The organism is Pseudomonas sp. NFXW11, assembly GCF_049887815.1.
Lineage (GTDB): Bacteria > Pseudomonadota > Gammaproteobacteria > Pseudomonadales > Pseudomonadaceae > Aquipseudomonas.
On the sequence record NZ_JAGEKI010000007.1, the window covers coordinates 138,960 to 165,288 of the forward strand.

At 62.7% G+C, this 26,329-nt stretch carries 27 protein-coding genes; 10 read left to right on the forward strand and 17 right to left on the reverse strand.

The window, feature by feature from the left end; genetic code table 11:
• Nucleotides 1–21: 21 nt before the first annotated feature.
• Both J4P02_RS13115 and J4P02_RS13120 read right to left on the reverse strand, forming a co-directional pair.
• A complete protein-coding gene (locus tag J4P02_RS13115) occupies nucleotides 22–978 on the reverse strand; it encodes a putative 2-dehydropantoate 2-reductase (RefSeq protein ID WP_426190829.1) in 957 nt (318 codons plus the stop codon).
• Nucleotides 978–1,364 carry a thioredoxin family protein gene (locus J4P02_RS13120; protein WP_426190831.1) on the reverse strand — a complete coding sequence of 129 codons (387 nt, stop codon included), beginning with the start codon at nucleotides 1,362–1,364 and terminating at the stop codon, nucleotides 978–980. Before J4P02_RS13120 ends, J4P02_RS13115 begins: the two co-directional genes overlap by 1 nt.
• Here J4P02_RS13120 and J4P02_RS13125 point away from each other — a divergent pair.
• A complete protein-coding gene (locus tag J4P02_RS13125) occupies nucleotides 1,363–1,797 on the forward strand; it encodes a PilZ domain-containing protein (protein ID WP_426190833.1) in 435 nt (144 codons plus the stop codon). The two genes, J4P02_RS13120 and J4P02_RS13125, sit on opposite strands and share 2 nt — an antisense overlap.
• A gap of 140 nt (nucleotides 1,798–1,937) precedes the next feature.
• Complete coding sequence (locus J4P02_RS13130; protein WP_426190835.1) at nucleotides 1,938–3,014, forward strand: 3-deoxy-7-phosphoheptulonate synthase; 1,077 nt, start codon at nucleotides 1,938–1,940, stop codon at nucleotides 3,012–3,014.
• A gap of 60 nt (nucleotides 3,015–3,074) precedes the next feature.
• On the opposite strand, the gene J4P02_RS13135 is transcribed toward J4P02_RS13130, so the two are convergent.
• The gene (locus tag J4P02_RS13135) at nucleotides 3,075–3,356 is read right to left on the reverse strand and encodes a GNAT family N-acetyltransferase (RefSeq protein WP_011062548.1); all 282 of its coding nucleotides are present in this window, start codon (nucleotides 3,354–3,356) and stop codon (nucleotides 3,075–3,077) included.
• 646 nt (nucleotides 3,357–4,002) lie between these two features.
• Here J4P02_RS13135 and oprI point away from each other — a divergent pair.
• The gene (gene oprI / locus J4P02_RS13140) at nucleotides 4,003–4,254 is read left to right on the forward strand and encodes an outer membrane lipoprotei OprI (RefSeq protein WP_003448337.1); all 252 of its coding nucleotides are present in this window, start codon (nucleotides 4,003–4,005) and stop codon (nucleotides 4,252–4,254) included.
• Between the two features lie 125 nt (nucleotides 4,255–4,379).
• Here the strand turns inward: oprI and J4P02_RS13145 are convergent, their stop codons facing one another.
• From J4P02_RS13145 to J4P02_RS13155, 3 genes are all read right to left on the reverse strand, one after another.
• The gene (locus tag J4P02_RS13145; RefSeq protein ID WP_426190839.1) at nucleotides 4,380–5,354 is read right to left on the reverse strand and encodes a L,D-transpeptidase family protein; all 975 of its coding nucleotides are present in this window, start codon (nucleotides 5,352–5,354) and stop codon (nucleotides 4,380–4,382) included.
• A gap of 132 nt (nucleotides 5,355–5,486) precedes the next feature.
• Nucleotides 5,487–5,780, reverse strand: a complete 294-nt coding sequence (locus J4P02_RS13150) for a hypothetical protein (protein WP_007931378.1) — start codon at nucleotides 5,778–5,780, stop codon at nucleotides 5,487–5,489.
• A gap of 55 nt (nucleotides 5,781–5,835) precedes the next feature.
• The gene (locus tag J4P02_RS13155) at nucleotides 5,836–6,441 is read right to left on the reverse strand and encodes an arylesterase (RefSeq protein WP_426190842.1); all 606 of its coding nucleotides are present in this window, start codon (nucleotides 6,439–6,441) and stop codon (nucleotides 5,836–5,838) included.
• A gap of 10 nt (nucleotides 6,442–6,451) precedes the next feature.
• Here J4P02_RS13155 and J4P02_RS13160 point away from each other — a divergent pair, with 10 nt between their 5' ends.
• Entirely contained in the window at nucleotides 6,452–7,135 is a 684-nt protein-coding gene (locus tag J4P02_RS13160; protein WP_426190844.1) for an ABC transporter ATP-binding protein, read from the forward strand.
• Nucleotides 7,135–9,639, forward strand: coding sequence for an ABC transporter permease (locus J4P02_RS13165; protein ID WP_426190846.1), 2,505 nt, complete (start codon nucleotides 7,135–7,137; stop codon nucleotides 9,637–9,639). Before J4P02_RS13160 ends, J4P02_RS13165 begins: the two co-directional genes overlap by 1 nt.
• A gap of 28 nt (nucleotides 9,640–9,667) precedes the next feature.
• Here the strand turns inward: J4P02_RS13165 and greB are convergent, their stop codons facing one another.
• Nucleotides 9,668–10,141 carry a transcription elongation factor GreB gene (gene greB, locus J4P02_RS13170; protein ID WP_426190848.1) on the reverse strand — a complete coding sequence of 158 codons (474 nt, stop codon included), beginning with the start codon at nucleotides 10,139–10,141 and terminating at the stop codon, nucleotides 9,668–9,670.
• 275 nt (nucleotides 10,142–10,416) lie between these two features.
• On the opposite strand from greB, the gene J4P02_RS13175 reads away from it, so the two are divergent.
• Nucleotides 10,417–11,046, forward strand: a complete 630-nt coding sequence (locus tag J4P02_RS13175) for a response regulator (RefSeq protein ID WP_426190850.1) — start codon at nucleotides 10,417–10,419, stop codon at nucleotides 11,044–11,046.
• A gap of 64 nt (nucleotides 11,047–11,110) precedes the next feature.
• Here the strand turns inward: J4P02_RS13175 and J4P02_RS13180 are convergent, their stop codons facing one another.
• From J4P02_RS13180 to J4P02_RS13190, 3 genes are all read right to left on the reverse strand, one after another.
• Nucleotides 11,111–11,419 carry a class I SAM-dependent methyltransferase gene (locus J4P02_RS13180; protein WP_426190852.1) on the reverse strand — a complete coding sequence of 103 codons (309 nt, stop codon included), beginning with the start codon at nucleotides 11,417–11,419 and terminating at the stop codon, nucleotides 11,111–11,113.
• A gap of 299 nt (nucleotides 11,420–11,718) precedes the next feature.
• The gene (locus tag J4P02_RS13185; RefSeq protein WP_426190854.1) at nucleotides 11,719–12,153 is read right to left on the reverse strand and encodes a DoxX family protein; all 435 of its coding nucleotides are present in this window, start codon (nucleotides 12,151–12,153) and stop codon (nucleotides 11,719–11,721) included.
• Nucleotides 12,154–12,255: 102 nt separating this feature from the next.
• Nucleotides 12,256–13,677 (reverse strand): transglycosylase SLT domain-containing protein, encoded by a 1,422-nt coding sequence (locus J4P02_RS13190; RefSeq protein ID WP_426190856.1) that lies wholly within the window; start codon nucleotides 13,675–13,677, stop codon nucleotides 12,256–12,258.
• Nucleotides 13,678–13,913: 236 nt separating this feature from the next.
• Between J4P02_RS13190 and J4P02_RS13195 the strand changes: the two genes are divergently transcribed.
• The 3 genes from J4P02_RS13195 to J4P02_RS13205 all read left to right on the forward strand — a co-directional run bounded on the left by J4P02_RS13195 (nucleotide 13,914) and on the right by J4P02_RS13205 (nucleotide 16,780).
• A complete protein-coding gene (locus tag J4P02_RS13195; RefSeq protein ID WP_426190858.1) occupies nucleotides 13,914–14,720 on the forward strand; it encodes a TatD family hydrolase in 807 nt (268 codons plus the stop codon).
• An 85-nt stretch (nucleotides 14,721–14,805) separates the two neighbouring features.
• The gene (locus tag J4P02_RS13200) at nucleotides 14,806–16,287 is read left to right on the forward strand and encodes a methyl-accepting chemotaxis protein (protein ID WP_426190860.1); all 1,482 of its coding nucleotides are present in this window, start codon (nucleotides 14,806–14,808) and stop codon (nucleotides 16,285–16,287) included.
• 130 nt (nucleotides 16,288–16,417) lie between these two features.
• On the forward strand, nucleotides 16,418–16,780 hold the full coding sequence (locus tag J4P02_RS13205) for a terminase (protein WP_426190862.1): 363 nt from the start codon (nucleotides 16,418–16,420) through the stop codon (nucleotides 16,778–16,780).
• Nucleotides 16,781–16,784: 4 nt separating this feature from the next.
• On the opposite strand, the gene J4P02_RS13210 is transcribed toward J4P02_RS13205, so the two are convergent.
• The 3 genes from J4P02_RS13210 to J4P02_RS13220 all read right to left on the reverse strand — a co-directional run bounded on the left by J4P02_RS13210 (nucleotide 16,785) and on the right by J4P02_RS13220 (nucleotide 18,871).
• Nucleotides 16,785–17,582, reverse strand: a complete 798-nt coding sequence (locus J4P02_RS13210) for an acyl-CoA thioesterase (protein WP_426190864.1) — start codon at nucleotides 17,580–17,582, stop codon at nucleotides 16,785–16,787.
• Between the two features lie 110 nt (nucleotides 17,583–17,692).
• Nucleotides 17,693–18,460, reverse strand: coding sequence for a CHAD domain-containing protein (locus J4P02_RS13215; RefSeq protein WP_426190866.1), 768 nt, complete (start codon nucleotides 18,458–18,460; stop codon nucleotides 17,693–17,695).
• Between the two features lie 132 nt (nucleotides 18,461–18,592).
• Nucleotides 18,593–18,871, reverse strand: a complete 279-nt coding sequence (locus J4P02_RS13220; RefSeq protein WP_426190868.1) for a hypothetical protein — start codon at nucleotides 18,869–18,871, stop codon at nucleotides 18,593–18,595.
• A gap of 208 nt (nucleotides 18,872–19,079) precedes the next feature.
• On the opposite strand from J4P02_RS13220, the gene J4P02_RS13225 reads away from it, so the two are divergent.
• A complete protein-coding gene (locus J4P02_RS13225; RefSeq protein ID WP_426190870.1) occupies nucleotides 19,080–20,117 on the forward strand; it encodes a patatin-like phospholipase family protein in 1,038 nt (345 codons plus the stop codon).
• Between the two features lie 3 nt (nucleotides 20,118–20,120).
• Here J4P02_RS13225 and J4P02_RS13230 read toward each other — a convergent pair whose 3' ends face one another.
• The 4 genes from J4P02_RS13230 to kdpB all read right to left on the reverse strand — a co-directional run bounded on the left by J4P02_RS13230 (nucleotide 20,121) and on the right by kdpB (nucleotide 26,326).
• Nucleotides 20,121–20,816: a response regulator gene (locus J4P02_RS13230; protein ID WP_426190872.1), complete on the reverse strand. Its 696-nt coding sequence runs from the start codon at nucleotides 20,814–20,816 to the stop codon at nucleotides 20,121–20,123.
• A 90-nt stretch (nucleotides 20,817–20,906) separates the two neighbouring features.
• On the reverse strand, nucleotides 20,907–23,558 hold the full coding sequence (locus J4P02_RS13235) for an ATP-binding protein (protein WP_426190874.1): 2,652 nt from the start codon (nucleotides 23,556–23,558) through the stop codon (nucleotides 20,907–20,909).
• Nucleotides 23,559–23,632: 74 nt separating this feature from the next.
• Nucleotides 23,633–24,178: a potassium-transporting ATPase subunit KdpC gene (kdpC, locus tag J4P02_RS13240; RefSeq protein WP_426190876.1), complete on the reverse strand. Its 546-nt coding sequence runs from the start codon at nucleotides 24,176–24,178 to the stop codon at nucleotides 23,633–23,635.
• 63 nt (nucleotides 24,179–24,241) lie between these two features.
• Nucleotides 24,242–26,326 (reverse strand): potassium-transporting ATPase subunit KdpB, encoded by a 2,085-nt coding sequence (kdpB, locus tag J4P02_RS13245; RefSeq protein ID WP_426190878.1) that lies wholly within the window; start codon nucleotides 26,324–26,326, stop codon nucleotides 24,242–24,244.
• Between the last annotated feature and the right edge of the window lie 3 nt (nucleotides 26,327–26,329).

Consider the following 26,329-nt stretch of genomic DNA (forward strand, 5'->3'; position numbering starts at 1 on the left):
GCTCAAAACAACAAATGCACCTCAAGCCTGGTGCCGGTCGATAAAACTCAAGGCCTGGTACAAGGCGCGGATTTTCGGCAGCTCGCAACCGGCCGCCTGTGCCGCCGCCAGAGGTGCAGCATAGATAGCCGCCAGTTCCAAAGGTCGCTGGTGGAGGAAATCATGGTACATGCTCGGCCAATAGTCAGGCATGAACTCGGTGGACTTGAACAACTGCTGCGCATAGCCATCGGGAATCTGATGGCCGCAGGCTGCGGCGCCCAATACCACTTCTTGCATCAGCTCCTGAATCAGCTCGCGGCTGGCGGGGTCGGCCATCAAGGGCGTGGTGCTGGCCCTAAGCAAAACCGAAAGGCCGTTGTAAGGCACATTCCACACCAGCTTCTGCCAGCGTGCCTGATGCAGGTTGCTCATGGCCTGGGAAGGAATTCCCGCCTCACGAAACAGCGCCGCGCCCTCCTCGACCAACGCCTGGCTCAAGGCCGGATCATGGCTCGCCGGACCACTGTGGTAACCGAGGTTCACCGCACCCAGCGCCTGATGCTCGACCTGCCCCGGCCCTGCGCGATGCACGCAGATAAAACACAGGCCACCCAATAGATGCAGCGACTCGGGGAGCACGGCGCGCAAGCTGTCTTCGACATCCAGGCCGTTCTGCAGCACCAGCACCTTGGCGCCGGGCGCTGCCGCCTGGATGATCGCCGGCGCCAGCTGGACATTGCTGGTGGTTTTGGCCCCCACCAACAGCCAGTCGCACGGCGGCATTTCTTCGGCACTGGCATAGGCCTGCACGGGCTTGAGGTGTAACAGCCCATGCTCGGCGCTGTTGACTTGCAGCCCCTGCTCGGCAACTGCCGCAAACTCACTGCGTAATAGAAAGTGCACGTCGAAACCGGCCCGGGCCAGCATCACCCCATAAAAACCACCGATCGCTCCGGTCCCGATAATGCCTACACGCGGTTTACGACCTGTACCCATCAAGGCAACTCCTCTGGCATTCGATTCAGCGCCTGGCGCAAACCCTCGGCGAGTTCCCGGGGCGTCAGGCGCGATTGTAAGGACCCATAAAACTCACCGTCGCGGACCACGAACAGTGCCGGCAAATGAAACACCTGATAGCGCTCTACCGCACCACCGTTGTCGCCTGCATCGACCCAGCACAGTCGATCGACCGCCAGCCCCGATGCAGGAAGTTGCGCCCGGGCCCAACGGCAGCTGGAGCAGCCTGGGCTGGTGAAAACCACCAGGGAAACGCCGCCCAGCCCCAGCAGTTGCTGGTCGATATCGAAATCGGTCAGTTCCAATTCGACCACTATACTGGGGAAAACAATGTCAAATGGACGACACTCGGAGTCTGCGGTCATGGGACGCTTTCTGCCTCATCCTGATGATGTTCCGGTTGAATTGACCCTACGCAAATACGCCTGCATCTCGCGCCAGCGGTTGCACACTATCAGCCTCGGCGGCATGGCGTGCAATTACCACAGGGCCTGGCGTCACGGCACTGCGCTGGAAGTGCACATGCCGACGCTGGGAGAGAATGCGCGCTACAACGGCTATGTCGCCTGGTGCCTGAAGCGCAAGCGCGGTTACCTGGTGGGCATCGCCTTTGTCGATGAGCAAACCCTATTCAGTGCGCGCATGGGTGAACAGGTATGCCAGATCGCCCGCTACTGTCGCTTGCATGAGCCTCAGAGCGAACAGCAATGCATAGAGGCCCTGGCCCTGGATTGGGTCGAACAGCACGCCGAGGACTACTCCGAAGACAGCGTGCACCAGGCTTTTGTGCAGCCATAGCCCAATAAAACCGCCGCGTGCCCATTGTCGAGCCACCGGGTAACGCGCTAAGGTTCCGCTCCCCGACGCGCTCAAATCCGCTGTGCTCCGCCGCGCGGGGATCGCTGGCGGCCGGCATCCGTGACCTGACGAGTAACACGATGGCTGATTTACCGATCAACGACCTTAACGTCGCCTCCAACGAGACCCTGATCACCCCCGATCAACTCAAGCGCGACATCCCGCTGAGCGACACCGCCTTGCGCACCGTGACCAAAGGTCGCGAAGTGATCCGCAATATCCTCGATGGCACTGATCACCGTCTGTTCATCGTTATTGGCCCTTGCTCGATCCACGACATCAAGGCCGCCCACGAATACGCCGAGCGACTCAAGGCCCTGGCCGCTGAAGTCTCCGACACCCTGTACCTGGTGATGCGGGTGTATTTCGAGAAACCCCGGACCACCGTCGGCTGGAAAGGCCTGATCAACGACCCGTACCTGGACGACTCGTTCAAGATCCAGGACGGCTTGCATATCGGTCGCCAGTTGCTCCTGGACCTCGCGGACATGGGCCTGCCCACCGCCACCGAAGCCCTGGACCCGATTTCTCCGCAATACCTGCAAGACCTGATCAGCTGGTCGGCGATTGGCGCACGCACCACCGAATCCCAGACTCACCGGGAAATGGCTTCGGGCCTGTCCTCGGCGGTGGGTTTCAAGAACGGTACCGACGGCGGCCTGACCGTGGCGATCAATGCCCTGCAATCGGTTTCCAGCCCGCACCGCTTCCTCGGGATCAACCCCCAGGGCGGCGTCTCGATCGTCACCACCAAGGGCAACGCCTACGGCCATGTGGTGCTGCGTGGCGGCAATGGCAAGCCCAACTATGATTCGGTCAGTGTTGCGGTCTGCGAGCAGGCCTTGAACAAGGCCAAGATCAAGCCGAACATCATGATCGATTGCAGCCATGCCAACTCCAACAAGGACCCGGCACTGCAACCCCTGGTCATGGAGAACGTGGCCAACCAGATCCTCGAAGGCAATCAGTCGATCATTGGCCTGATGGTGGAGAGCCACCTGAACTGGGGTTGCCAGGCCATTCCGAAGAACCTCTCGGAACTGCAATACGGCGTCTCGATCACCGATGCCTGCATCGACTGGGAAAGCACCGAGAAGACCCTGCGCAGCATGCATGCCAAGCTCAAGGACGTACTGCCGAAACGCGATCGCCGCTGATCCCTTTCGCCAGACACAAAAACGCCGGGCCAAGCCCGGCGTTTTTTATGGTCGCGGCTCTCAGAGCTTCGCCGCGTGACGCTGATGACGTTCCATATAGCGCTCTACATAGGAGCAGGATGGAATCACCGTGTAGCCCATGCGCTCGGCATACTCCAGCGCCTGCTCGGTCAACGCCGCGGCAATACCGCGCCCGCGCAATGCATTGGGTACGAAGGTGCGATAGATATCCAGGGTTTGCTTACCCAGGTCCATATAGGTCAGGTAGGCACGATGACCGTCCACATTGGTCTCGAACTGATGACCAGCCTGGTCATGGTGGATGGACAACGCCTCGCTCATCACTACTCCTTGCGGGTCTGGAATGCTGACCCCTACCTTACCGATGTTTTTCCGGCGAAGGAACAACTTACGCCACCGCGTGCCTATCGGGCGCTGACTAGGCTGTATCGCTCTTGCACCATGAGCACGTTACAAAATAGTAGGCGCCCTTGGCATAAATGCTCAAGCCACACTCGTCACAGATCAGCGCAAAACCTGCCCACCAAACGCCTTGGGCGAAAGGCGCGGAGCCGGCACCAAAATGCCTCGGGGCTATACATCGCCGGATGCTGAAACTTGAGACGAGCGCCGCCTCTTAAAGTCACCGCCAACGGGCATAAAGATAGGTCCGGGATCATGCGGAATCTGAAGAAAAGTGTCATCAAGACAATATGAATCGACTTTAGCCTAGACTCCGGAACTGCGCTTGGGGCAGTCCGATAAGCATGCTGGCAAACGCACAGCACTCTCTGGCAGAGCCTTGGCGCTGAATGTTTTTTATACAAACAGGCAAAAAGTTGCTCAAAAAAGATTCACCGCCTAGAATTTTTTTTGCTTCTTGCGCTACGTCAGTTTACTTACTACAAGTAATGGGTAGTATGTACGCCGGCTATTTCCTCACTTTGGGGTGATAGCTACTAATAGAAAGTCCTTGAAGGGGAACACGATGAACAACGTTCTGAAATTCTCTGCTCTGGCTCTGGCCGCAGTTCTGGCTACCGGTTGCAGCAGCGTATCCAAAGAAACCGAAGCTCGTCTGACTGCTACTGAAGACGCAGCAGCTCGTGCTCAGGCTCGTGCAGACGAAGCCTATCGTAAAGCTGATGAAGCTCTGGCTGCTGCTCAAAAAGCACAACAGACTGCTGACGAAGCTAACGAGCGCGCTCTGCGTATGCTGGAAAAAGCTAGCCGCAAGTAATAGTCCCTCGGGATTGTTATCAAGCCGATCCATTTTTTGGGTCGGCTTTTTTATTGCGCGGATTTCCTCCGGGCAATAAAAAACCCGCCGATCGCAAAGCAATCGACGGGTTGTTGTCTAGCGGCTTACTGCTGCAGATCGAACACCGCATTGGAAGCCGATGCTGAAGGTGTCGCGGACGGTACCGCGATCTCCACTGGCATACCATCTTCGGCTGCCACTACATCACGCACCACATCCCAGTTCATGCGCAGGTTGTTGGCCAGGTCTTCACGCTTGAGCAAGGCATTGATTACCGCGGTATGTTTGTCGACTACCGAAGGATTGCCTTTATCATCCAAAGGCGTATGTGCCTCCAGATAGACTTTGCCTGCGCTCACACCGAACTTGTACGGATCATTGATGATACGCACGGAAGTTCCCACCGGGACCATGCCGGCCATTTCCAGCACGTTGTTGTTGAGCATGCGGAAACAGCCATGACTGGTACGCATGCCGATACCGAACTTCTTGTTCGAACCATGGATCAGGTAACCAGGCGTACCCAGGGTGAACTTGAACGGCCCCAGCGGGTTGTCCGGCCCTGCAGGCACCACGCTCGGCAGCGGGTCGCCGTCGGCAGCATGCTCGGCACGGATCGAAGCCGGTGGCGTCCAGGTCGGACGCGGAGTCTTGGCGGTGATGCTGGTATGGGCAATAGGCGAGCCCCACCCTTCACGACCGATACCCAATGGGAAGGTGTAGACCACGTTTCGCCCTTTCGGGTAGTAGTACAACCGATACTCCGCCAGGTTGATCACAATGCCTTCGCGGGGGCCGGGAGGCAGGATGAAGCGGGTGGGCAGGATGACCTCGGTACCGGCACCCGGCAGCCAAGGATCGACTCCAGGGTTGGCGGCGACCATTTCCAGATAGCCCAGGTCATAGGCAGTGCCCAGGTCGGCGAAGGTGTCTTCGTACTTGGCCTTGATCACCTGCACCTGACCGACGATGTCTTCACCGGGCGGCGGTAGAGGCAACTCCAATGCGGCAACAGGGCCTGCCGTACAGAATGCGGCAAGGGCCAGGCAGCGGGTGACGACAGGGAAGCGCGACAACATCCGGATAATCCTTCGCATGAACAACGAATGAAAGAAACACGATTGTACACCTCGCCCCCGGCTACGGCAGCCAGGTGAAAGTACAAGCGCAGACACGTGAAATCCCTGTCGGAACGGGCGACGAGCGACCGCCTACAACTCGAAACGCAGCTCGGGCCAAATCGGCGGCGTACCGCGCTTCTGCGACTCCAGAATGGCCCGGCACAACGGGCAGAGTCGCTGGTCCTGGAAAATCGTCCGGTCCACGCTCGACCAGCGCGGTTGCGCGGGCAGCAGGGTACCGCACAGAGTCCGGTCGGCGGAGCCACCCAACTCCAGTTGACGCGTCACCAGATGCACCCGGACTTCCTGGCAGGCGAACAGGTCAAGCTGTTCATCAGGCTCGATCAGTTGATAGGCAAACAGGGACCAGGCGGGACGCGGCATCGGGGGCTCCAAATCGGGGCGCCACATTAGCCGAAACACTGCCACTAGAAAAGCGTCAAAGCAGCGGTTTCAGCGTCGGCCAGACATTTTCCAGCAACTTGCCTTGAGCCGCAGCCGCAGGGTGCAGACCATCAGCCTGCATCAGCTCTGGATGCCCCGCGACCCCTTCGAGAAAAAACGGCACCAGAGCCACTTGCTTGTCACTGGCCAACTGACCATAGACCTGGTTGAACGCCCGGGTGTAGCGCACGCCATAGTTGGGTGGCAACTGCATGCCCAGCAACAGCACCTTGGCCCCGCTGGCCTGGGCACTGTCGATCATCGAAGCAAGATTTTGTTGCAATTGCTGAGGCAACTGGCCGCGCAGGCCATCATTGCCCCCCAGCTCGAGTATCAGTACCTGCGGCTTATGCTCTACAAGCAGCGCCGGCAGCCGCGCCTGGCCTCCGGCACTGGTATCGCCACTGACCGAGGCATTGACCACTTTATCGGTGAAACCCTGGTCCTTGAGCCGCTGTTCCAGCAGGGCGACCCAGCCCTGACGGGTATCCAGGCCAAAAGCCGCGCTGATACTATCGCCCACGATCAGGACCGTACCCGCCGCTGCGTTCTGGGCCATGCACATCAAGGCCAGGCCGGCACTCAAAAACCATACACGCATCGGATTCTCCATGGGCGCAAGCATTCTCACTGCGCGGAACCTTAGCAAAGTGGTTCCCAGCGCGGAAGGTGAACTGACCATCCTTCACCCACTCAGCCTCGAACTGAACCAGGGCGACAGCCTGGCCATCGTCGGCGCCTCCGGCTCCGGCAAATCCACCCTGCTCGGGTTGCTGGCCGGTCTCGACCTGCCCAGCAGCGGCGAGGTGACCCTTGCCGGCCAGGCCCTGAACGGCATGGATGAAGACCAGCGTGCCCGGGTCAGGGCCGAACACGTCGGCTTCGTGTTTCAGTCCTTCCAGTTGCTGGACAGCCTCAACGCCCTGGAAAACGTCATGCTGCCGCTGGAGCTGGATGGCCGGCAGGATGCCCGCGAACGTGCCACCGAGCTGCTGCAACGGGTCGGCCTGGGCCAGCGCCTGAGCCATTCGCCACGCCAGCTTTCCGGCGGGGAACAGCAACGGGTCGCCATTGCCCGGGCCTTTGCCGCCGAGCCCGATGTGCTGTTCGCCGACGAACCCACCGGCAACCTCGACAGCCATACGGGTGAGCGCATCAGCGACCTGCTGTTCGAACTCAATCAGGAACGCGGCGCCACCTTGGTGCTGGTTACCCACGACGAACGCCTGGCCCATCGCTGCCAGCGCCTGATCCGTCTTGACGCGGGCCTACTGGTCGCCCCCCTGGAGCCTTGATGGCACGCCTGCCGCTGCTGCGCCTGTTCAGCCTGGCCCTGCGCCAACTGCTGCGCGATGCCCGCGCGGGAGAGCTGCGGGTATTGTTCTTTGCCCTGCTGGTGGCTGTGGCCGCCAGCACCGCCATCGGCTATTTCGGCGCGCGCCTGAATGGCGCCATGCTGCTGCGGGCCACCGAATTCCTCGGCGCCGACCTGCTGCTGGAGGGCAGCTCGCCGGCCCGTCCGGAACAGATCGACAGCGGCCGCCAACTTGGCCTGGAGCACGCGCGCATCGTCGAATTCTCCAGCGTCATCGCCACCGACAACGCTATCCAGCTGTCGAGCATCAAGGCAGTGGACAAGGCTTATCCGCTGCGTGGCCAGCTCAAGAGTGCCGCCAGCCCCTACGCGCAAGAGCAGCCCGGCGGTGGTCCAGGTGCGGGAGAGGCCTGGGTCGAAGCACGCCTGCTGAACGCCCTGAACCTGAAGATTGGCGACAGCATCGATGTCGGCATGCAGACCTTGCGCCTGGCCCGAGTACTGACCTACGAGCCCGACCGAGCCGGCAACTTCTACAGCCTGACACCCCGGGTGCTGATCAGCCTGGACGACCTGCAAGCCACGGGCGTGGTCCAGCCGGGCAGCCGGGTCAGCTACAAGGAGCTCTGGCGTGGTCCGGCGCAGGCACTTGAAAGCTATCGTCAACGGCTCAAGCCGGGCCTGGCGGCGAACCAGCGATTGCAGGACGCCCGCGACGGCAACCAACAGATCGGCGGCGCACTGGGCAAGGCCGAGCGTTACCTGAACATGGCGAGCCTGGTGGCGGTGCTGCTCTCGGGGGTGGCCGTGGCCCTGTCGGCCAACCGTTTCGCCAGCCGGCGCTTCGATGCCAGCGCCCTGCTGCGCTGCCTGGGCCTTTCCCGCCGTGAAACCATGCTGTTGTTCAGCATTCAGCTGGGCCTGCTCGGGTTGCTGGCCAGCCTTGCCGGGGCCCTGCTGGGCTGGCTGGCGCAACTGGGTCTGTTCTATCTATTGCACGACCTGCTGCCCAGCGACGTACCGCCCGGGGGCCTGCTGCCCGCCATCGCCGGAATGGGTACCGGCCTGGTGGCCCTGAGCGGGTTTGCCCTGCCACCCCTGGCCGCACTGGGCCGGGTGCCGCCGCTGCGGGTACTGCGTCGCGACCTGCTGCCGATCCCCTCCAGCACCTGGATGATCTACGGCGCCGCGCTGTTTGCCCTGGGGTTGATCATGTGGCGCTTGAGCCTGGATCTGCTGCTGACCTTCGCGCTGCTCGGTGGCGGCCTGGTTGCCGCGCTGGTGCTCGGCGGTTTATTGCTGCTGGTGCTGCAAAGCCTGCGGCGTCTGCTGGCTCGCGCCGCCCTGCCCTGGCGTCTGGGGCTGGGCCAACTGTTGCGCCATCCGCTGGCCGCAGCCGGGCAAGCCCTGGCCTTCGGCCTGATCCTGCTGTCCATGGCCTTGATCGCCCTGCTGCGGGGCGAACTGCTGGACACCTGGCAGAACCAGTTGCCGAAGAACGCCCCCAACTATTTCGCCCTGAACATCCTGCCGGCCGACAAACAGGCCTTCAGTGAACGCCTGGTACAGCTCTCGGCCCCCTCCGCGCCGTTGTATCCGGTGGTTCCGGGGCGCCTGGTGAGCATCAATGGCCAGCCGGTGGGGGAAATTGTCAGCAAGGACTCCGGTGGTGAACGCGCGGTGCAGCGTGACCTGAGCCTGACCTGGGCCGCCGACCTGCCGGCCGGCAACCGCATTACCGAAGGCAACTGGTGGTCAAGCCAGCCCCGTGACGGGCTGCCCGGCGTGTCGGTGGAGGCCAAGGTAGCCCAGAGCCTGAAACTTAAGCTGGGGGACCAACTGACCTTCAGCGTCGCCGGGGTCAATCGACAGGCCCGGGTCACCAGCCTGCGCAGTATCAACTGGGACAACTTCCAGCCGAACTTCTTCATGATCTTCCAGCCCGGCACCTTGCAGGATCTGCCGGCGACCTACCTCACCAGCTTCTATCTGAGCCCGGGGCACGATCAGCAGATCGTCGAGCTGTCCAGGGCCTTTCCGGCGGTGACCATCCTGCAGATCGAGGCCCTGCTGCAACAGCTGCGAAGCATCCTGGCCCAGGTCACCCTGGCGGTGGAGTATGTGCTGCTGTTCGTTCTTGCGGCGGGTATGGCGGTGCTGTTTTCCGGCCTGCAGGCGACCCTGGACGAGCGCATTCGCCAAGGTGCGCTGCTCCGCGCCCTGGGTGCCGAACGACCATTGCTGCTCAAGGCACGCCGGATCGAGTTCGGCCTGCTGGGTGCAATCAGCGGCTTGCTGGCGGCCCTGGGGTGCGAGCTGATCAGCCTGGTGCTGTACCGGTTCGCCTTCGATCTGCCCTGGCACCCGCATCCCTGGTTGTTGCTGCTGCCGCTGGCCGGCGCATTGCTGGTGGGTGCCGCCGGGGTCTTCGGCACCCGTCGGGCATTGAACGCCAGCCCCCTGAGCGTTCTGTGCGAGGGCTGAAGAAGCGTGGCTCGCCGAACCGGCGAGCCTACTTCACATAGTCGATCTGGTTGATCCACCAACAGGTCTCGCCTGCTGGTGTGTGGACCAGCGCTTCGTCGCCCACCTCCTTCTTCAACAGCGCCCGAGCCATGGGCGAGTCGATGGAGATGTAGTCCTTGCGCTGGTAGATTTCGTCATAGCCGACGATCCGGAAGCGCTTGATCTCTGCCGCCTCGTTTTCCACTTCGACCCAGGCCCCGAAGAACACCCGGCCTTCCTGTTCCGGCGCATAAGACACCACCTTCATGTCTTCCAGTCGCTTGCGGATATAGCGCACCCGGCGATCGATCTCGCGCAGCAGCTTCTTGTTGTACTGGTAGTCCGCATTCTCGCTGCGATCCCCCAGCGAAGCCGCCCAGGTGACCTTCTGGGTGATATCCGGGCGCTTTTCCCGCCACAGATAGTCCAGTTCCTGCTTCAGCGCGTCGTATCCATCCTGTGTGATGAGCTTGGTACTCAATTGGCCTATCGCCCTCTCGACTTGTCGATATGTTCCGTTGCTTGTGTAGACCTATAGGGGGCCCGGCATAAGCAGCAGTGCTCATCCCCCTCTTCTCAGCTGGCAGCACTATCAGATTTGTCCGATTTAGCTTTCAGAGAGGTCGGCCAATCATAGGGCCAAACAGCCAAGGCTGGCGGCATCAGACCCATTTTTCAGCACCTGTGCCGGCATCCAGCACCAGCCACTTCCCCAAAACTCGCCAACACCTCTAAAAACCAAAGGGAACGCACTACATGGGCAACATCATTATCGTCGATGACCACCCTCTGATCCGACTGGCCATCAGGTCAGTGCTCGAACCCCACCATCACACCATCGTTGCCGAGGCGGACAACGGGGCAGACGCGGTGCAGCTGGTACGCAAGCATATGCCGGACCTGCTGATCCTCGACCTGGGGATTCCCAATCTGGACGGCTTTTCGGTCATCGCCCATATCAAATCCGCAGAACTGCATGTGAAGACCCTGGTGCTGACCTCCAGCGACTCGAAGAACTTCGCCCTGCGCTGCCTGCAAGCCGGTGCTGCCGGCTTTCTGTGCAAGACCGAGAACCTTCACGAACTGGCCAATGCGGTAAAGGCCATTCTCTCCGGGTACAGCTACTTCCCGGAAGACACCATCAACATCCTGCAGCAGAACACCAATGCCGCCAGCCAGGAAAGCGTGTTGATCTCCCGCCTGACCGATCGCGAGATAACGGTGCTGAAGCTGCTGGCCTCCGGCCTCAACAACCAGCAGATTGCCGATGCCCTGCTGATCAGCCACAAGACCGTCAGCACCTATAAGGTGCGCCTGCTCAAGCGCTTCAATATTTCCAACCTGGTGGCCCTGGCCGAACTGGCCAAGCGCAACGCCGTGGTTTGACCGGTGCAGCGAGCAACTCGCTGTATACGGCGCCTGTGACGGCAAGCTGCACAGCGCCGCGGGCTTAGCGACGAACGATCAATCCCTGACGGGCCACGCGGGTCAACTGCTTGATGACCTCAGCAGCCTGATCGGCACAGGGAGCGGGAATGACCGCCAGATCAAAGCTGTTGCTGGCAAAGCGCGCCAGGGACTCGCCGTCCTCGACAAACTGGATCAGAAATGCCGCGGGCCCCGGCGAACGCCGTGGCCAGCCGTCGAGATAACGTAACAAGGTGGGTTGGTGCTTGCCGCCAAGGAGGATTTTTGGGTTGCGCTGCGACAGGCTCGCCGTGATCGGCGCAAGACGTACAAGGGGGCGGGGTGCATTCATCGTATTGTGTCTCTGCCTCAAGTTTCTGCCGGGCAGGTGAGAGGCAACACCGAACCAGCGCTTTAGCGGTATTTCGAGGCCTGTCTATGGCCTCTATCGGTAGTCTTTCGACCTACCTGGCGCCCCGCAAGTAGCTGTTTAAATCGGCGCATGGGCAGCATCCTAGAGAAGCCGGCTGGGCAGTGTCAAGAATCAGCTGCAATGAAAAAGGCCTGCATTGGCAGGCCTTGGAGATCTTTCCCGAGACTTGATCCAGAGCTGCCGGCGGCGCTCCCGATGGATGAGTCGGGCGACGGCAATTACTTGGCTAGCGCCCCATCCAGGGACAATTTGCCCGCCCCTTCAACCAGCACTGCAAGGGTTCCGCCCAACAGTGCCAAGGCAAATTCATAGCCATTGTTGGCCATGAACAGACCATTGCTGATATGCACCGAGAAGATCGCCACCAGCAAGGTGAAGGTCAAACCCAGCGCTGCAGGCCGCGCCAACAGACCGATAACCAGTGCCAGACCGGCGAAGAACTCGGTGCCACCAGCCAGCAGCGCCATCAGATAGCCCGGAGCCAGGCCGATGCTCTCCATCCACTGCGCGGTGCCCGCCAGGCCGCCACCGCCGAACCAGCCGAACAGCTTCTGCGCACCATGAGCGGCGAAGATGATGCCGACGAAGATCCGCAAAACGGTCAAGCCATAACCGGCGCGAGTGCCCAACAGGTTTTTGATCAATGTGCTCATGTTGTGTAGTCCTGAGTAAGGTGGGGAAGTTGGTCGCCATATTAATCAGTTTTTATCATGTTAAAAGCGCAAAAAACCGGGACTAATAATCAATTTTTTCGATCACTTTCGAAGCGCTACTTTGCGTTCCCGGGGCTCCAGAGAATCTCGCTCACGGTCGAAGGCCAGATAGTATTTGTTGACACTATTAACATAGCTGACGGCGTTCATGCCCACCTGTTCCATGGCGATGCGCTCCACCTGGAAGAACCACTGATTGGGATTGAGGCCGCGCCGCCGAGCTTCGCTGCGCATGCCCTGGACCCGCTCCGGCCCCATGTTGTAGGCCGCCAGGACAAAAGCCATGCGCTCGCGCTCGTTGAGTTTGGGGCTGGCGAAGAACTTGCGGCGAATCAGTGCCAGGTACCTGGCCCCGGCCTGCACATTGCTGTCCAGGGACTGGATATTGCCCACCCCGACCCGTTGCGCCGCCGAAGGTGTGATCTGCATCAGCCCGGTAGGGCCACTGCCGCCACGGGTGCTGGGTTGCAAGGCCGACTCCTTGAAGGCCAGGGCCGCCAGGTTCAACCAGTCCATGCCCTGCTCGCCGGCATGCTTTTGCAACACCGGTCGCAGTTTCTCCAGGCGCTGGCGATCGGCCTGGGCCAGTGGGTAGTGCACCTGATACTGACGGCGGTAGATGCGCAGGAACGCCGCGTCCTGATCTGCCGGGGTCTTGTAGGTCTTGAGAAAGCGATCGATGCTGGCCCGCAGCATCGAGGCATCGCGCCGGACGAACCAGTGCTCTTGCCCCGGCTCACTGATCTTCAACTGCTTGTCGAAGCGCAACTTGGGCAGGATCCTGCTCCAGCGTTCGGCAATCGGCTGCTCGACTATGGTCAGGTGGAAAATCCCGCCCTGGACCATTTCCAGCACATCCTCGACCGCCAGGCTGGGGTCTACCCACTCGACCTTGATCGGCGCCAGCTTGTGCAGCGCCAGTCGCTGGTTGATCTGGCTCACCGCCTCTCCGGCCGCGCTGCCGGTGGTCAGCGCCAGGGTCTTGCCCGAGAGTTGCTCGATTCGCGTATAACGGCGCTCGCCCTTGATTCCCACCAGTAGCAGGGGGACATCGCTGGTGAGCGGATCGCTGGGGCTGACCAGATGCCCGGGCTGGACCTCCAACAGCTCTCCCGGCGCCACCAGGTCGCCCTCGCCGCATTGCAAGGCACCGAGCAACTGGTCCTTGGCCTTGGGAATGATCTTCAGGCTGATTTCCTGGCCATCCCGGGCATGACCATTGAGGTACTGCTCGAACGCACGCAGGCGATGATATTCGACGCCAACGACCTGGCCCTGGACCTCCCCGGAACTGTTGCGGCTCTGGTTGACCAGCACCCGCAAGACCCGGCTGGTGCGAATTTCCGCCAGGTCACGAACCTTGCCCGTGGCCTGGGTTTCCGGCGGCCCGGCCAGGCGCGCCACGGCCGGCAAGGGCAGCAGCAATGACAGGCACAGGGCAAGCACTATCGAGGGTCGGGTCATCCGTTCTCCGCAGGGGGAATAGCCTTCTACCCCTGGTCGCCTGTTGCAAATCAATCGGCAAAAACAAAGCGCCGTGGGCACTGGCAGGGTACGAAAAACAAGGATGACGACGTTTGGAAGACTGGCCGCGATCTTGTTCTGGCAACAAAAGACAGCGCTAACTCGCTGTAGTTCTTGGCTTTTCTTATAAATCCACGGCTCTGATATGCTTTCCGGCCGCAGGCGGAGATAGCACCATGCAACTCATCGATATCGGCGTCAACCTGACCAATCCCAGTTTTGCCGAAAAACACCAAGCCGTTCTCAATCGTGCTTATGAAGCCGGGGTTTGTCAGCTGGTCCTGACCGGTACCAGCGTCGAGGGCAGCGAACAGGCCCTGCAGTTGTGCCAGCAACTGGATCCCGACGGCCAGAAACTCTTCGCCACCGCCGGCCTGCACCCTCACTCTGCCATTGACTGGAACGCCGACAGCCCCCGCCAGCTGCGCGCCCTGCTGGCCGATCCACGGGTACGTGCGGTGGGCGAATGCGGGCTGGATTTCAATCGGGATTTCTCGCCACGGCCACAGCAGGAAAAAGTCCTGGAAGAGCATCTGGCCCTGGCGGTGGAACTGCAGATGCCGGTGTTTCTCCATGAACGCGATGCCAACCAGCGCCTGCTGGATATCCTGCGGGATTTTCGTGACAGTCTACCGGCCGCCGTGGTGCATTGCTTCACCGGCGAACAGCGGGCCTTGTTCAGCTACCTCGACCTTGACCTGCACATCGGCATCACCGGCTGGATCTGCGACGAACGCCGAGGCACCCACCTGCACCCGCTGGTACGCGAGATTCCCCGTGGCCGCCTGATGCTGGAAAGCGACGCACCTTACCTGCTGCCACGCAGCCTGCGGCCAAAACCGAAGAATGGTCGCAACGAGCCGGCCTTCCTCACCGAGGTGCTGCGCGAAGTGGCGCTGCATCGACAAGAAACCCCGCAAGACCTGGCCAGCCACAGCACCGCCTGCTCCAGAGCCTTTTTCCGATTACCAGAAATTGCTTGATGCATATCAAGATTTTTCCGAGATGCTAAAGGCACAATAATGGCACCTTGCCAATACTGTTCCGCTCAATCAGAGAAGACCTTCTATGGGTGCCTGGCTTAGCAATATCTCGCTGAAATACAAATTCTGGGCGGTCAATGCGGTCGCCTTCGTCACCACCCTGCTGCTGGTGCTCTATGCGGTGCAACTGGAGCAACAGGCTCGCAGCCAGGCCGCCCAGGCCAACGCCCACAGCCAGGCCCAACTGCTCACTGGCTGGCCGGCCGGGCAACCCCTGCCCACCGCGGAACAGCTGCTGACGTTCGCCACGGGACAGACCCCCAGCCTGAACGCCCAACCCTTGCCTGAATTGAACGGCGCCAACGGCTGGGTCGAAATCAATCACATGCCGCTGTTCGGCGAAAATCCATTGCTCGGGGCTGAAGTCATTCAGCGCGCCGACGGCCAGCGGATTGCCGTTCTGGCCCATGCCCCGAGCCTGGCCCAGGTCTTCAGCGATCGTTTCACAAACTATGCAGTGGCGGTGTTCATCCTGATGTTCGCCATGCTCTGCGCCTCGCAATTGCTCATCCGCTTTCTTCTCAGCCAGCTCAATACCCTCAAGGACGTCATGCTCCACGTGGAGAAGACTGGCGACCTGGCAGCCCGCGTACCGCTGTCCTGCAAGGACGAAGTGGGCCAGATGGCCAGCGCCTTCAACGCCATGCAGGCGGGTTACCAGCGAGTGGTGAATACCGTGGCCAATACCGCCCGGCAGCTGGACCAAGGCGCCGCGCGCCTGGCCTCGAGCATGAACGACGTGCGCCACGGCATGCTCGGGCAGCAGAGTGAAACCGACCAGGCCGCCACCGCGATCAACGAAATGTCCGCCACGGTCTACCACATCGCCCAGCACGCAGGCGCCACCCGCGATTTGTCGCAAACCGCCGACGCCCTGGCCGGTACCGGCCATGAAGTGGTGGGCCGAGTGCAGAAATCCATCGCCGGGCTGTCCAATGGCGTGCAACAGACCGCCGAGATGATCCAGAAGCTCGCCGAAGACAGCCAGAAGATCAACGGCGTGGTCAATGTGATCCACAGCATTGCCGAGCAGACCAACCTGCTGGCCCTCAACGCCGCCATCGAGGCCGCACGGGCCGGCGAAATGGGTCGCGGCTTTGCCGTGGTGGCCGACGAAGTGCGCAACCTGGCCAAGCGCGTACAGACCTCCACCGACGAAATCACCAGCATGGTCTCGGCCCTGCAGGCTGGCACCCGCGATGCGGTGGATTTCATGCAGGAAAGCTCGTTCAAGGCCGACGACTGCGTACAGCAGGCCCAGGAGGCCGGAGCGGCGCTGGCGGAAATCACCGGCGCGGTGGCGCAGATGCGCGAAAGCAACACGCAGATCGCCGTCGCCGCGGAACAGCAGAGCCAGGTGGCGGAAGAAATGAACCGGGCCGTGGTGAGCATCCGCGATGTCACCGAAAACACCGTGCAGCAGACCGTGTCCTCCGCCACCACCAGCAGCGAACTGGCAACCCTGGCCGGTGAGCTGAGCAAGGCCATCGGCCAGCTGAAACTCTGATTCGCACGGCAAATACAAGCACGCTGTCCCAGCCCGCTGGCTATCGCCACAATAGCCAGCCTTGATTCGCTGATTGGGCACCTGCGCCCTATTCTTGGTTCACGCGTTTTTCGAACTAAGGATGATCACCATGGGCAAACGTCACCCCAACCTCCCCGCCTGGCAATGGCGCGTCTACCCGCAGAACCACCAGCACCCGACCAACCTGGTATTGCACCTGATTGCCGTGCCACTGTTTATCGTCGGTTTCCTGTTGATCGTATCGGGCGTGTTTTCCCTGAGCCTGCTGAGCCTGGCCATAGGGGTAATCGGCGTAATAGCCGCCCTGGCCCTGCAAGGTCATGGCCACCGCCTGGAGGCCCAGGCCGCCGAACCCTTCAGCGATCGCCGGGATGCCGTGCAACGGCTACTGGTCGAGCAATTCGTGACCTTTCCACGCTTTGTCTTCAGCGGTGCCTGGTGGCGCGCCTGGTTGCAACGCCGCCGACACTGATGGCTCAAGCGAAAACGGTCACCGTTTGCCGGCTCAGGGCGATCAGTTGCCCCTCTGGACTCCACAGCGCCGCGGCGGCATGCCCGTAACCGTCGCAGGCGTGCTCGATTTCCACCCGGTACTTGCACCAGTCCAACGTACTCAGCGCTAGCAGGGGCTGGACGAACTCGATGGTCCAGGTCAGGGTGCTGCCGGCCGCAGGCTTGTCCAGATGCGGCATCAGGGCCGGCGGCCAGGCATCCACCAGCGCCAGGATATGCGCCTCGGTCACAGGTTCTTCCTTGACGTCGCCGCGCAGGCGCACCCAGCCGCCCATGTCTCGCGAGCGATTGCCGCTGAAAGGCATGCCGCCGACGCTCCAGCGCATCGCCAGGTGGCGCATGAATTCCGGTGTCACGCCCTTGATATAGGGCAGTTCCGGGCACTCATCCCAATGTTTCATGGCAGGCGCCGGCAGCGCCTCGACACTCACGCAGGATTCCCGCGAAGCCCCAAAGCTGCCCTGGACCAGGGTCACCACCTGGCCATCCTGGATCGCCCGCCCCAGCACCTGGCTGACCGCCTTGCCTTCGCGCAACACCTCCACTTCGAAACTCACCGGCACCTCGGGGGCCACCGGGCCGACAAAGGTAATCGCCAGGGAGCGTACCGGGCGGTCGGTCGGGACCTTGGCACGCATGGCTTCGTACTGCAGTGCAACCACCAGGCCACCGAAGCTGGCTCGGCCCTGAGCCCACTCAGCCGGAATGGTCAGCGCCTGGGGCTGGCCGCGAACGGCTTCGAGCAAATCGTAGAAACGCATGAAAACCTCGGGGGGCAAGAAAATCGACTGTCGGATCTTAACCAGCGTCGTAGAGCCGCACAGCCATTATTCCGGCCAAAGCAGCGGACAGAAAAGCCGCGCACCGCCCCTCAGCGCTGGAAGCAGTCGCTCTGCAACTGGTCGAGGCTTTGATCGGCGCGGGTCTGGGCCTTGAGCATGGTCTTGCGCCAGACCACCACACAAGGCAGCAGATCCAGTTGCTGTTCGGCCTGGGCCAGCCATTGCCAGCAATCATGCCAATCCCCCAGCGCCCCCTGGCACGCCTTGAGACGCCCCATGGCCTTGGCTGGCAACGCCGCAAGCTGTGGATAAGCATCGGCGGCATAACGCACACGCTTGATCAGCAGGCGCAGGCGATGACGATCGTGGGCCGGATCCTGCAAGGCTTCGCCCAGGGTTTTCCACTGCTTGGCCAGGCGTTTCTCAATCCTTGCGCCAAGGCCGCGCAGCAGGCCCTGACGCTCTGATGCACGCAGAAACCGCGGGAAGGCGTCCAACACCAGCAACAGCTGAGCGAGCTCGGCGCCGCTGGCCACTGCCGAATAGTCCTCGGCCAGTTGCGCGGTACGACGATCGGCGGCGGCGTGCAGACCGTGCTGATGCAGATAGGCCGCCAGTACTTCGCGATCGCGAATCGGCGTGGTCTGGTTGCCCACGGCACTGGCGGCAGCCTCCAGTTGCTCGACTCCGGGCAGGCCGCGCAACGGGCGCAACAGACTGCGCAGACGCCGGACCGTTATGCGCAAGTCATGCAGGGCCTCGCCATCGGTGGCGGCGGCCAAGCGGGCCTGGCAGGCCAGCAAGCCCACGTCCAGGCTCAGGATCTGAGCCACCAATCGATCGACCAAGACAGACATCGCAGCTTCCCCAAAATAAATCACCAGCCCGGCTCGCACTGGTGCAGTTCAACAATGCCACCCCAAGCTCAAGACCAGCATTGCGCCAGATCATTGGGCTTAGGGTGATGATTGCCCCTTCAGCCTAGTGGCTCAACGCCCGGCGCGGGACTCACGGATATAGAAACGCGCCTTCTCGGCTTTCTTGGTACAGCCCTCGAAGGCTTCGAACTGCTGCTGAGTCTTGGCCCCGGTCAACAGCGACAGGGCCTTGGAGTAACTCACGGTGCCGGCAAAACCCTCGGCCTTGGCCAGGTCCAGTTCGTGCCAGGCGGCATCCAGCTGCGAGCCGCAGCTGTCGCGGTAGGCCGTCTTGCCTGCGCAGCCGGTCAATACCAGGGCAATCAGGGGCAAGCAGATCCAGGCTTTCATCAATCACACCTCAAGAATGGGAAACGGTCGTACGGGTTCAGACGGCGGCGGCCGGAAAAAGTGCCTGACTGGCCCCTTGGAAAATATAGCCGCAGGAGCATAGCCGCGCGCCTCGACCGCCCATAGAAAAAAATGGGCCGGTGACGGCAATTGAACCCCGGGGCGCTATGGGTGCATTGTGGCAGCCTGTGTGTCGAAGGGACGAATCATGAGCAAACGTGTCGCACTGGTCTTGGGTTCGGGGGGGGCTCGCGGGTACGCCCATATCGGCGTGATCGAGGAAATCGAAAGACGCGGGTATGAAATCGCCTGCATCGCCGGCTGTTCGATGGGCGCGGTGGTCGGCGGCATCTACGCCGCCGGCAAGCTCGCCGACTACCGCGCGTGGATCGAGAGCCTGGACTACCTCGATGTGCTGCGCCTGGTGGACGTGAGTTTTCGCCTGGGGGCGATTCGCGGCGAGAAGGTCTTTGGCCAGATCCGCAAGATAGTCGGCGAAGTGAATGTCGAAGACCTGCGCATTCCCTACACGGCGGTGGCCACCGACCTGACCAATCAACAGGAAATCTGGTTCCAGGAAGGCTGCCTGCACCAGGCCATGCGCGCCTCGGCGGCCATTCCCAGCCTGTTCACCCCGGTGATGCAGGGCAACCGCATGCTGGTGGACGGCGGCCTGCTCAACCCCTTGCCGATCATTCCGGTGGTGTCCAGCCATTGCGACCTGATCATCGCGGTCAACCTCAACGCCACCAACCAGCGCCACTATCAACTGCCGGTGATCCAGCGCCCTCCAGCGTTCAAGAGCCGTTTCGACAACCTGATCAACTCCCTGGGCTCGCGCTTGCCGTTCCGCCGCAAACAGGCCGAACAACTGCTGTTGCTCGAACAGGAAGCCTTCAAGAGCGAGGCCGCGGAGATCAACCCCTGGGTCGAAGGCGCCGAGCCCGAATCCCAGCAACCGGCCGCAGCACCGGAAACCGATGGCGCGCCGAAGTCCGCCAGCGGTTCGTTCATCATCGACAACGTTGGCCCGGCCTCCTTGCTGGACCTGGTGAACCAGAGCTTCGAGGTCATGCAGACCTCCCTGGCGCAGTACAAGATCGCCGGCTATCCACCGGATGTGCTGATCAACGTGCCCAAGCGCGTGTGCCGCTTCTTCGAGTTCTACAAGGCACCGGAACTGATCGCCCTGGGCCGGGAGATCGCCAGCGATACCCTGGACCGCTACGAACAGGAACAGTCCTAGACCTCAGGATTCAGCCCCCAGCAAGCGATAGCCGACCCCCGCCTCGGTGACGATAAAACGGGGCCGGGTCGGATCGTCGGCGAGTTTCTGCCGCAGGTGACCGATGACGATTCGCAGGTAGTGGCTGTCTTCGGTGTGGGTCGGCCCCCAGATATCCTTGAGCAGCTGCTGCTGGGTAATCACCCGCCCGGGGTGTCGCGCCAGCTGCGCCAGCACCGCATATTCCTTGCGGGTCAATGCCACTTCGAGCCCCTCCAGCAGCACCCGGCGGTAAGCCAGGTCGACAGTCAGCGGCCCAACTTGCAGGGCAGCTTCCTGGCTCTCCCCCGCCGGTGCCTGGCGCAACAAGGCACGGATGCGCGCCAGAAACTCCTGGATGCCGAACGGCTTGGTCACGTAGTCGTTGGCACCGCCGTCCAGGGCTTCGACCTTCTGCACTTCGCTGGCCCGGACCGAGAGCACCAGCACCGGCACCGCGGACCACTCGCGAAACTCGCGCAGTACCTGCTGGCCGTCCATGTCCGGCAAACCCAGGTCAAGCACCAGCAGGTCCGGCTTATTCAACGCCGCCTGGGCCAGGCCTTCGGCCCCGTTAGCGGCTTCAATCACTTTGTAGCCCTGGGACGCCAGGCTAATGCGCAGGAATTTACGGATCTGCGGCTCGTCGTCGATGACCAGGATGGTCGCGGTCTGGCTCATGGGTTCGGTTCAAGACAAATAAGAGGCAAAAGAGTAGCGCAAAGCACAGCGCCACCGAATGACAGAAGTGCGCCAAGGCTGCAGCAGCGGCTACAGGTCATGTTCAAGTTCCGGCTGGGCCGGCAATGGCAGGTGCAGGGTAATGCAGGTACCCCGCCCATCGATGCCTTCGCCGACACTGATACGCCCGCCATGGGCGCCGACCATGCCCTGACAGATCGCCAAGCCGAGGCCGGTGCCCTGCCCTCCGCGGTCACCACGGGCGGCGGTGTAGAACATATCGAAGATCTTCGCCCGCTCCTCCTCGGGAATGCCCGGGCCCTGATCGCTGACGGCAAAGCTCAGTTCTTCCGCATCGGCACTGACCTTCAATTGCAGGCGCCCCTGGGGCGGCGAGAAACGCGCGGCATTCTCCAGCACATTGACCAGGGCCTGTTCGATCAGCGCGGCGTGCACATGCAGCAACGGCAGGTCGACCGGCAGCTCGGTGCTCACCTGCAACGGCGCCAGCACCGCACGCAGGCGGTTCAGGGCGCTGCCGACTATATCCCCCGGCGCCACCCAGTCACGGGCCAGCTTCAGTGCGCCATGGCCCAGGCGGGTCATGTCCAGCAGGTTCTGGATATAGCGATCCAGGCGCTCGGCCTCGTCTCGCGTGCCTTCCAGCAGCTCGCGCCGGTCGTCCAGGGGAATCGCCTCGCCCAGCGCCAGCAAGCTGTCGATACTGCCGCGCATCGAGGTCAGGGGGGTACGCAGATCGTGGGAGACCGAAGCCAGCAAGGCACTGCGCAGTTGTTCGGTTTCGCCATGCAGGCGCGCCGCTTCCAGGTCCTCTGCCAGGCGTGCCCGGGCCAGGGCCTGGGCCAGGGGCTGGCTGAGCGCCGTGAGCAGGCGCCGACGCTGATCGCTGAAACTCTGCCCCTCCTTCGGACACACCCCGAGCAAGCCCAGGGGCGCGTCATCCACCGACAACGGCCACCACCACCAGCGGCCAAAAGGCAAGGTGCCGGTGCCCAGGCCGGCCGGCTGGTCATGCTGCCAGGCCCAGTCGGCCGCGGCGCGCTCGGCTTCGGAAAACTGCGGCGAACCGCCGTTCTCGACCTTCCAGCCACCCTGGCCATCGCGATTGAGCAGGCAGATGCGCAACTCATCGCGGCCATCCAGATGCTGGGCCGCGGCACTGATCACCGCTTGCCGGTCGGTGGCGGCAGTCAGCTTGCGTGACAGGTCGAGCAACTCGCCGGTTTCTTCCTGGGTCTCGCGCAGCGCCTGCAGTTGCCGGCGCTGACGGGCAGCCAGGTTGCCGGTCAGCGCGGCCATCAACAGGAAGAACAACAGGGTCAGGACATCTTCCTCACGCTGGATGGCGAAGGAAAAGTTCGGCGGGATAAACAGGAAGTCGTAGCTTAAAAACGACAGCGCCGCGCAAGCCAGGGCTGGCCCCAGGCTGCTGCGTACCGCCACCAGCAGGACGGCGGCGAGAAACACCAGGGAAATGTTCGGCAGCGGCAAGACACTGGCCACGCCCCAGGCCAGGGCGCTGGCCAAAAGCGTCGCCAGCACGGCCAGTGCGTAGTCGAACCACACCGCTGAATACCGGGGCCGCAACCCTTGCTGCAGGCCCTGTGGCTCGTTGTCCAGGACATTGATTTCCAGGCCATCGGCATTGCGCAGCAAGCGCGCCGCCAAGCCGCCGCCAAACCAGCGGCGACGCCAGCGCCGGCTGGACTGCCCCACCAGCAACAGGCTGGCGCGACGTTCGGTAGCGTGCTGGATCAGGGTCCTGGCCACTTCGCCGGCCCGCAACAGCACCACTTCGCCGCCAAGGCGCTCGGCCAGTTGCTGGGCCGCCTGCAGGCGCAGGCGCGCCTGCTCATCCTGCAATCGGCCGTTATCCACATGCACCAGGCTCCAGGGCAGATGACGCCGCTGGGCCACCCGACTGGCATGGCGTACCAGGCGCTCGGCCTGGGCGTCGCCATCGATGCCCACCAGCAAGCGCCCACGCACCGCGGGTGCGGCCTGCCCCAATTGGCGATAGCCCTGCGCCAGGTCGTTGTCCACCTGGGCGGCAGCCGTCTGCATCGCCAGTTCACGCAGGGCGGTCAGGTTGGTCTGGCTGAAAAATGCATCGATGGCGGCCCGCGCCTGCTCAGGCACATAGACCTTGCCGTCGCGCAGGCGCTCCAGCAGCTCTCGCGGCGGCAGGTCCACCAGTTGCAGTTCGTAGGCTTCCTGCAGGACCCAGTCGGGCAGGGTTTCGCGAACCTGCACGCCGGTGATGCCGCGCACCTGATCGTTGAGGCTTTCCAGGTGCTGGACATTGACCGTGGTGAACACGTCGATGCCCGCCGCCAGCAACTCCTGGATATCCTGCCAGCGCTTGGCATGCCGACTGCCCGGGGCATTGCTATGGGCCAGCTCGTCCACCAGCACCAGCTTGGGCCGGGCCTTGAGCAGGCCGTCCAGATCCATCTCCTCGAGCAGCACCCCACGGTATTCCGAGCGCACCAGGGGCTGCTGCGGCAGGCCGCCGAGCAGGGCCTCGGTTTCCGCGCGGCCGTGGGTTTCCACCACGCCGGCGAGCACCTTGACCCCTTGGCGCATTTGCGTGTGCGCGGCCTGGAGCATGGCGTAGGTCTTGCCGACGCCGGGGGCGGCGCCGAGGAATACCTTGAGCCGGCCGCGGCCGTCCCGGGGCAGTTCAGCAAGCAGCGCATCGGCGCGGCCGGAATCACTCATGGGTTATCTCTCTGCGACAAAACAATAGGTTCAACCCGCCCTCCAGCCGCCGCAACAGCAGCCAGAGGCATGACTTACAGGCGCTCGAGGGCTTGGTTCAGGGCCAGCACATTGACCACCGGCGGCCCGATCAGCGGCCGCTCGGTCTGTGCCTGCACCAACGCCTGGAGCTTGGCCACCGGCACATTGCGCGCTGCCGCGACCCGCGCCAGTTGATAGTCAATTGCCTCGGGTGGCAAGTGCGGATCCAGGCCACTGCCGGAAGTGGTCAACAGCGCCAGGGGCACCGCACCCTGGCCGGGCACCAGCAACTTGTTGGCGTCGTCGAGCACCCGGGTGGCCAGGGCCGGATTGCTCGGCGCCAGGTTGCTGGCGCTGCTGGACACCGTGGCGAAGGCTCCCGCCGAAGGCCGTGGGTGGAACCAGGCATCGCCGACAAAATCCTGGGCAATCAGTGCCGAGCCACGCACCTTGCCCTGGGCATCGCGCACCAGGCTGCCATTGGCCTGCTCGGGGAACGCCAGCTGAGCCACCCCGGTGACCACCAGCGGATAGGCCACGCCGGTGACCAGGGTCATCAGCACAATCAGGCTCAAGGCCGGACGCAACAAACTAGTCATTTCTCAATCCTCGATTCATTCAGGGGCTGCAGGAGCCGGCTAGCCGGCTCCGATAAAAACCGGTTACACCAGGTGCAACGCCGTCAGCAGCAGGTCGATCAGCTTGATCCCGACAAAGGGCACCACAATCCCGCCCACGCCATAGATCAGCAGGTTGCGCCGCAGCAGGTGGGCGGCACTCGCCGCTTGCACCCGCACCCCGCGCAGCGCCAGGGGAATCAGCACCACGATGATCAGGGCGTTGAACACGATGGCCGAGAGAATCGCGCTCTGCGGGCTGGCCAGGTGCATGATGTTGAGCACCCCCAGCTGTGGATAGATCGCCGCGAACAGCGCCGGCAGGATGGCGAAGTACTTGGCCACATCGTTGGCGATGGAAAAGGTGGTCAGGGCACCACGGGTCACCAGCAGCTCCTTGCCGATCTGCACCACGTCCAGCAGCTTGGTCGGGTCGCTGTCCAGGTCGACCATATTGGCCGCCTCGCGAGCCGCCTGGGTGCCGTCGTTCATGGCCATGCCGACATCGGCCTGGGCCAGGGCCGGGGCGTCGTTGGCGCCGTCGCCGCACATGGCCACCAGGCGTCCGTCGTTCTGCTCCTGACGAATGCGCGCCAGTTTTTTCTCCGGCGTGGCTTCGGCCAGCACATCATCGACCCCGGCCTCGGCGGCGATGGCCGCGGCGGTCAGCGGGTTGTCGCCAGTAACCATGACAGTGCGGATGCCCAGTTTGCGCAACTCGGCGAAACGCTCGCGAATGCCGGGCTTGACCACGTCCTTGAGATGAATGGCGCCCAGCAACCGGCCTTCGCCACAGACCAGCAACGGGGTGCCGCCGCTCTGGGCGATCTTGTCGATTTCCCGTGACAGGGCCGGGGCCAGGTCACCGCGCTGCTGGCCAACGAAGGCCAGCAGTGAATCCACCGCGCCCTTGCGATAGACACGGCCCTGGTAATCGACGCCGGACAGACGGGTTTCCGCGCTGAAAGGCACTGCGGTCAACAGGTCGCTGCCAGGTTCGGGCTGTGGATAACCCTGGCGCAGGAACTCCACTATGGATTTGCCTTCGGCGGTGTCGTCCGCCAGGGAGGCCAGCAGCGCGCCCTCGGCCAGTTCCCGCGGGTTCACCCCCGGGGCCGGGTAAATGGCACTGCAACGACGGTTGCCGAAAGTGATGGTGCCGGTCTTGTCCAGCAGCAGCACGTGCACGTCCCCAGCCGCTTCCACCGCGCGCCCGGACTTGGCGATCACGTTCAGGCGTACCAGGCGATCCATGCCGGCAATGCCGATGGCCGACAGCAGGCCGCCGATGGTGGTGGGAATCAGGGTGACCAGCAACGCCACCAGGAACACCAGCGGCAGGCTGCCATTGGCGAAATGGGCGAACGGCTGCAGGGTCACCACCACCAGCAGGAAGATCAGGGTCAGGCCGATCAGCAGAATATCCAGGGCCACTTCATTGGGGGTCTTCTGCCGCTTGGCGCCTTCCACCAGGGCGATCATGCGGTCCAGGGTCGACTCGCCGGGGTTGCTGGTGATGCGCACCAGCAGCCAGTCGGACACCAGCCGGGTATTGCCGGTGACCGCCGAGCGATCACCGCCGGACTCCCGAATGACCGGCGCCGACTCACCGGTGATGGCCGCTTCGTTGACTGCGGCGATGCCCTCTATGACCTCGCCGTCGCCAGGGATCATCTCCCCCGCTTCGACCCGCACCACATCGCCTTTGCGCAGGCTTGTGGCCGGCACTAATTGATAGCTGTCGTCGGCGGCCCGACGCCGGGCGCTCAGGCCTTCGCTGCCAGCCTTGAGGCTGTCGGCGCGGGCCTTGCCGCGGCCCTCGGCCAGGGCTTCGGCGAAGTTGGCAAAAAGCACGGTGAACCACAGCCAGAGCGCGATCTGTGCGGCGACGAAGGTCGGCACCGTGGTGTCTGGAACCAGACACAGCACAGTGGTGAGGATTGCTGTCAGCTCCACCACCAGCATCACCGGCGAGCGCTGCAACTGGCGCGGGTCGAGCTTGACGAAGGCCTGGATCAGCGCCGGGCGCCACAGCGCCGAAATCGCCGTGGCGGATGTTTCGGTCGCTGCTGGCTTGGCCTTGGCCACAGCATCGGCAGCCTTGTTCGAGGCAGGAACATGCATATTCATCAT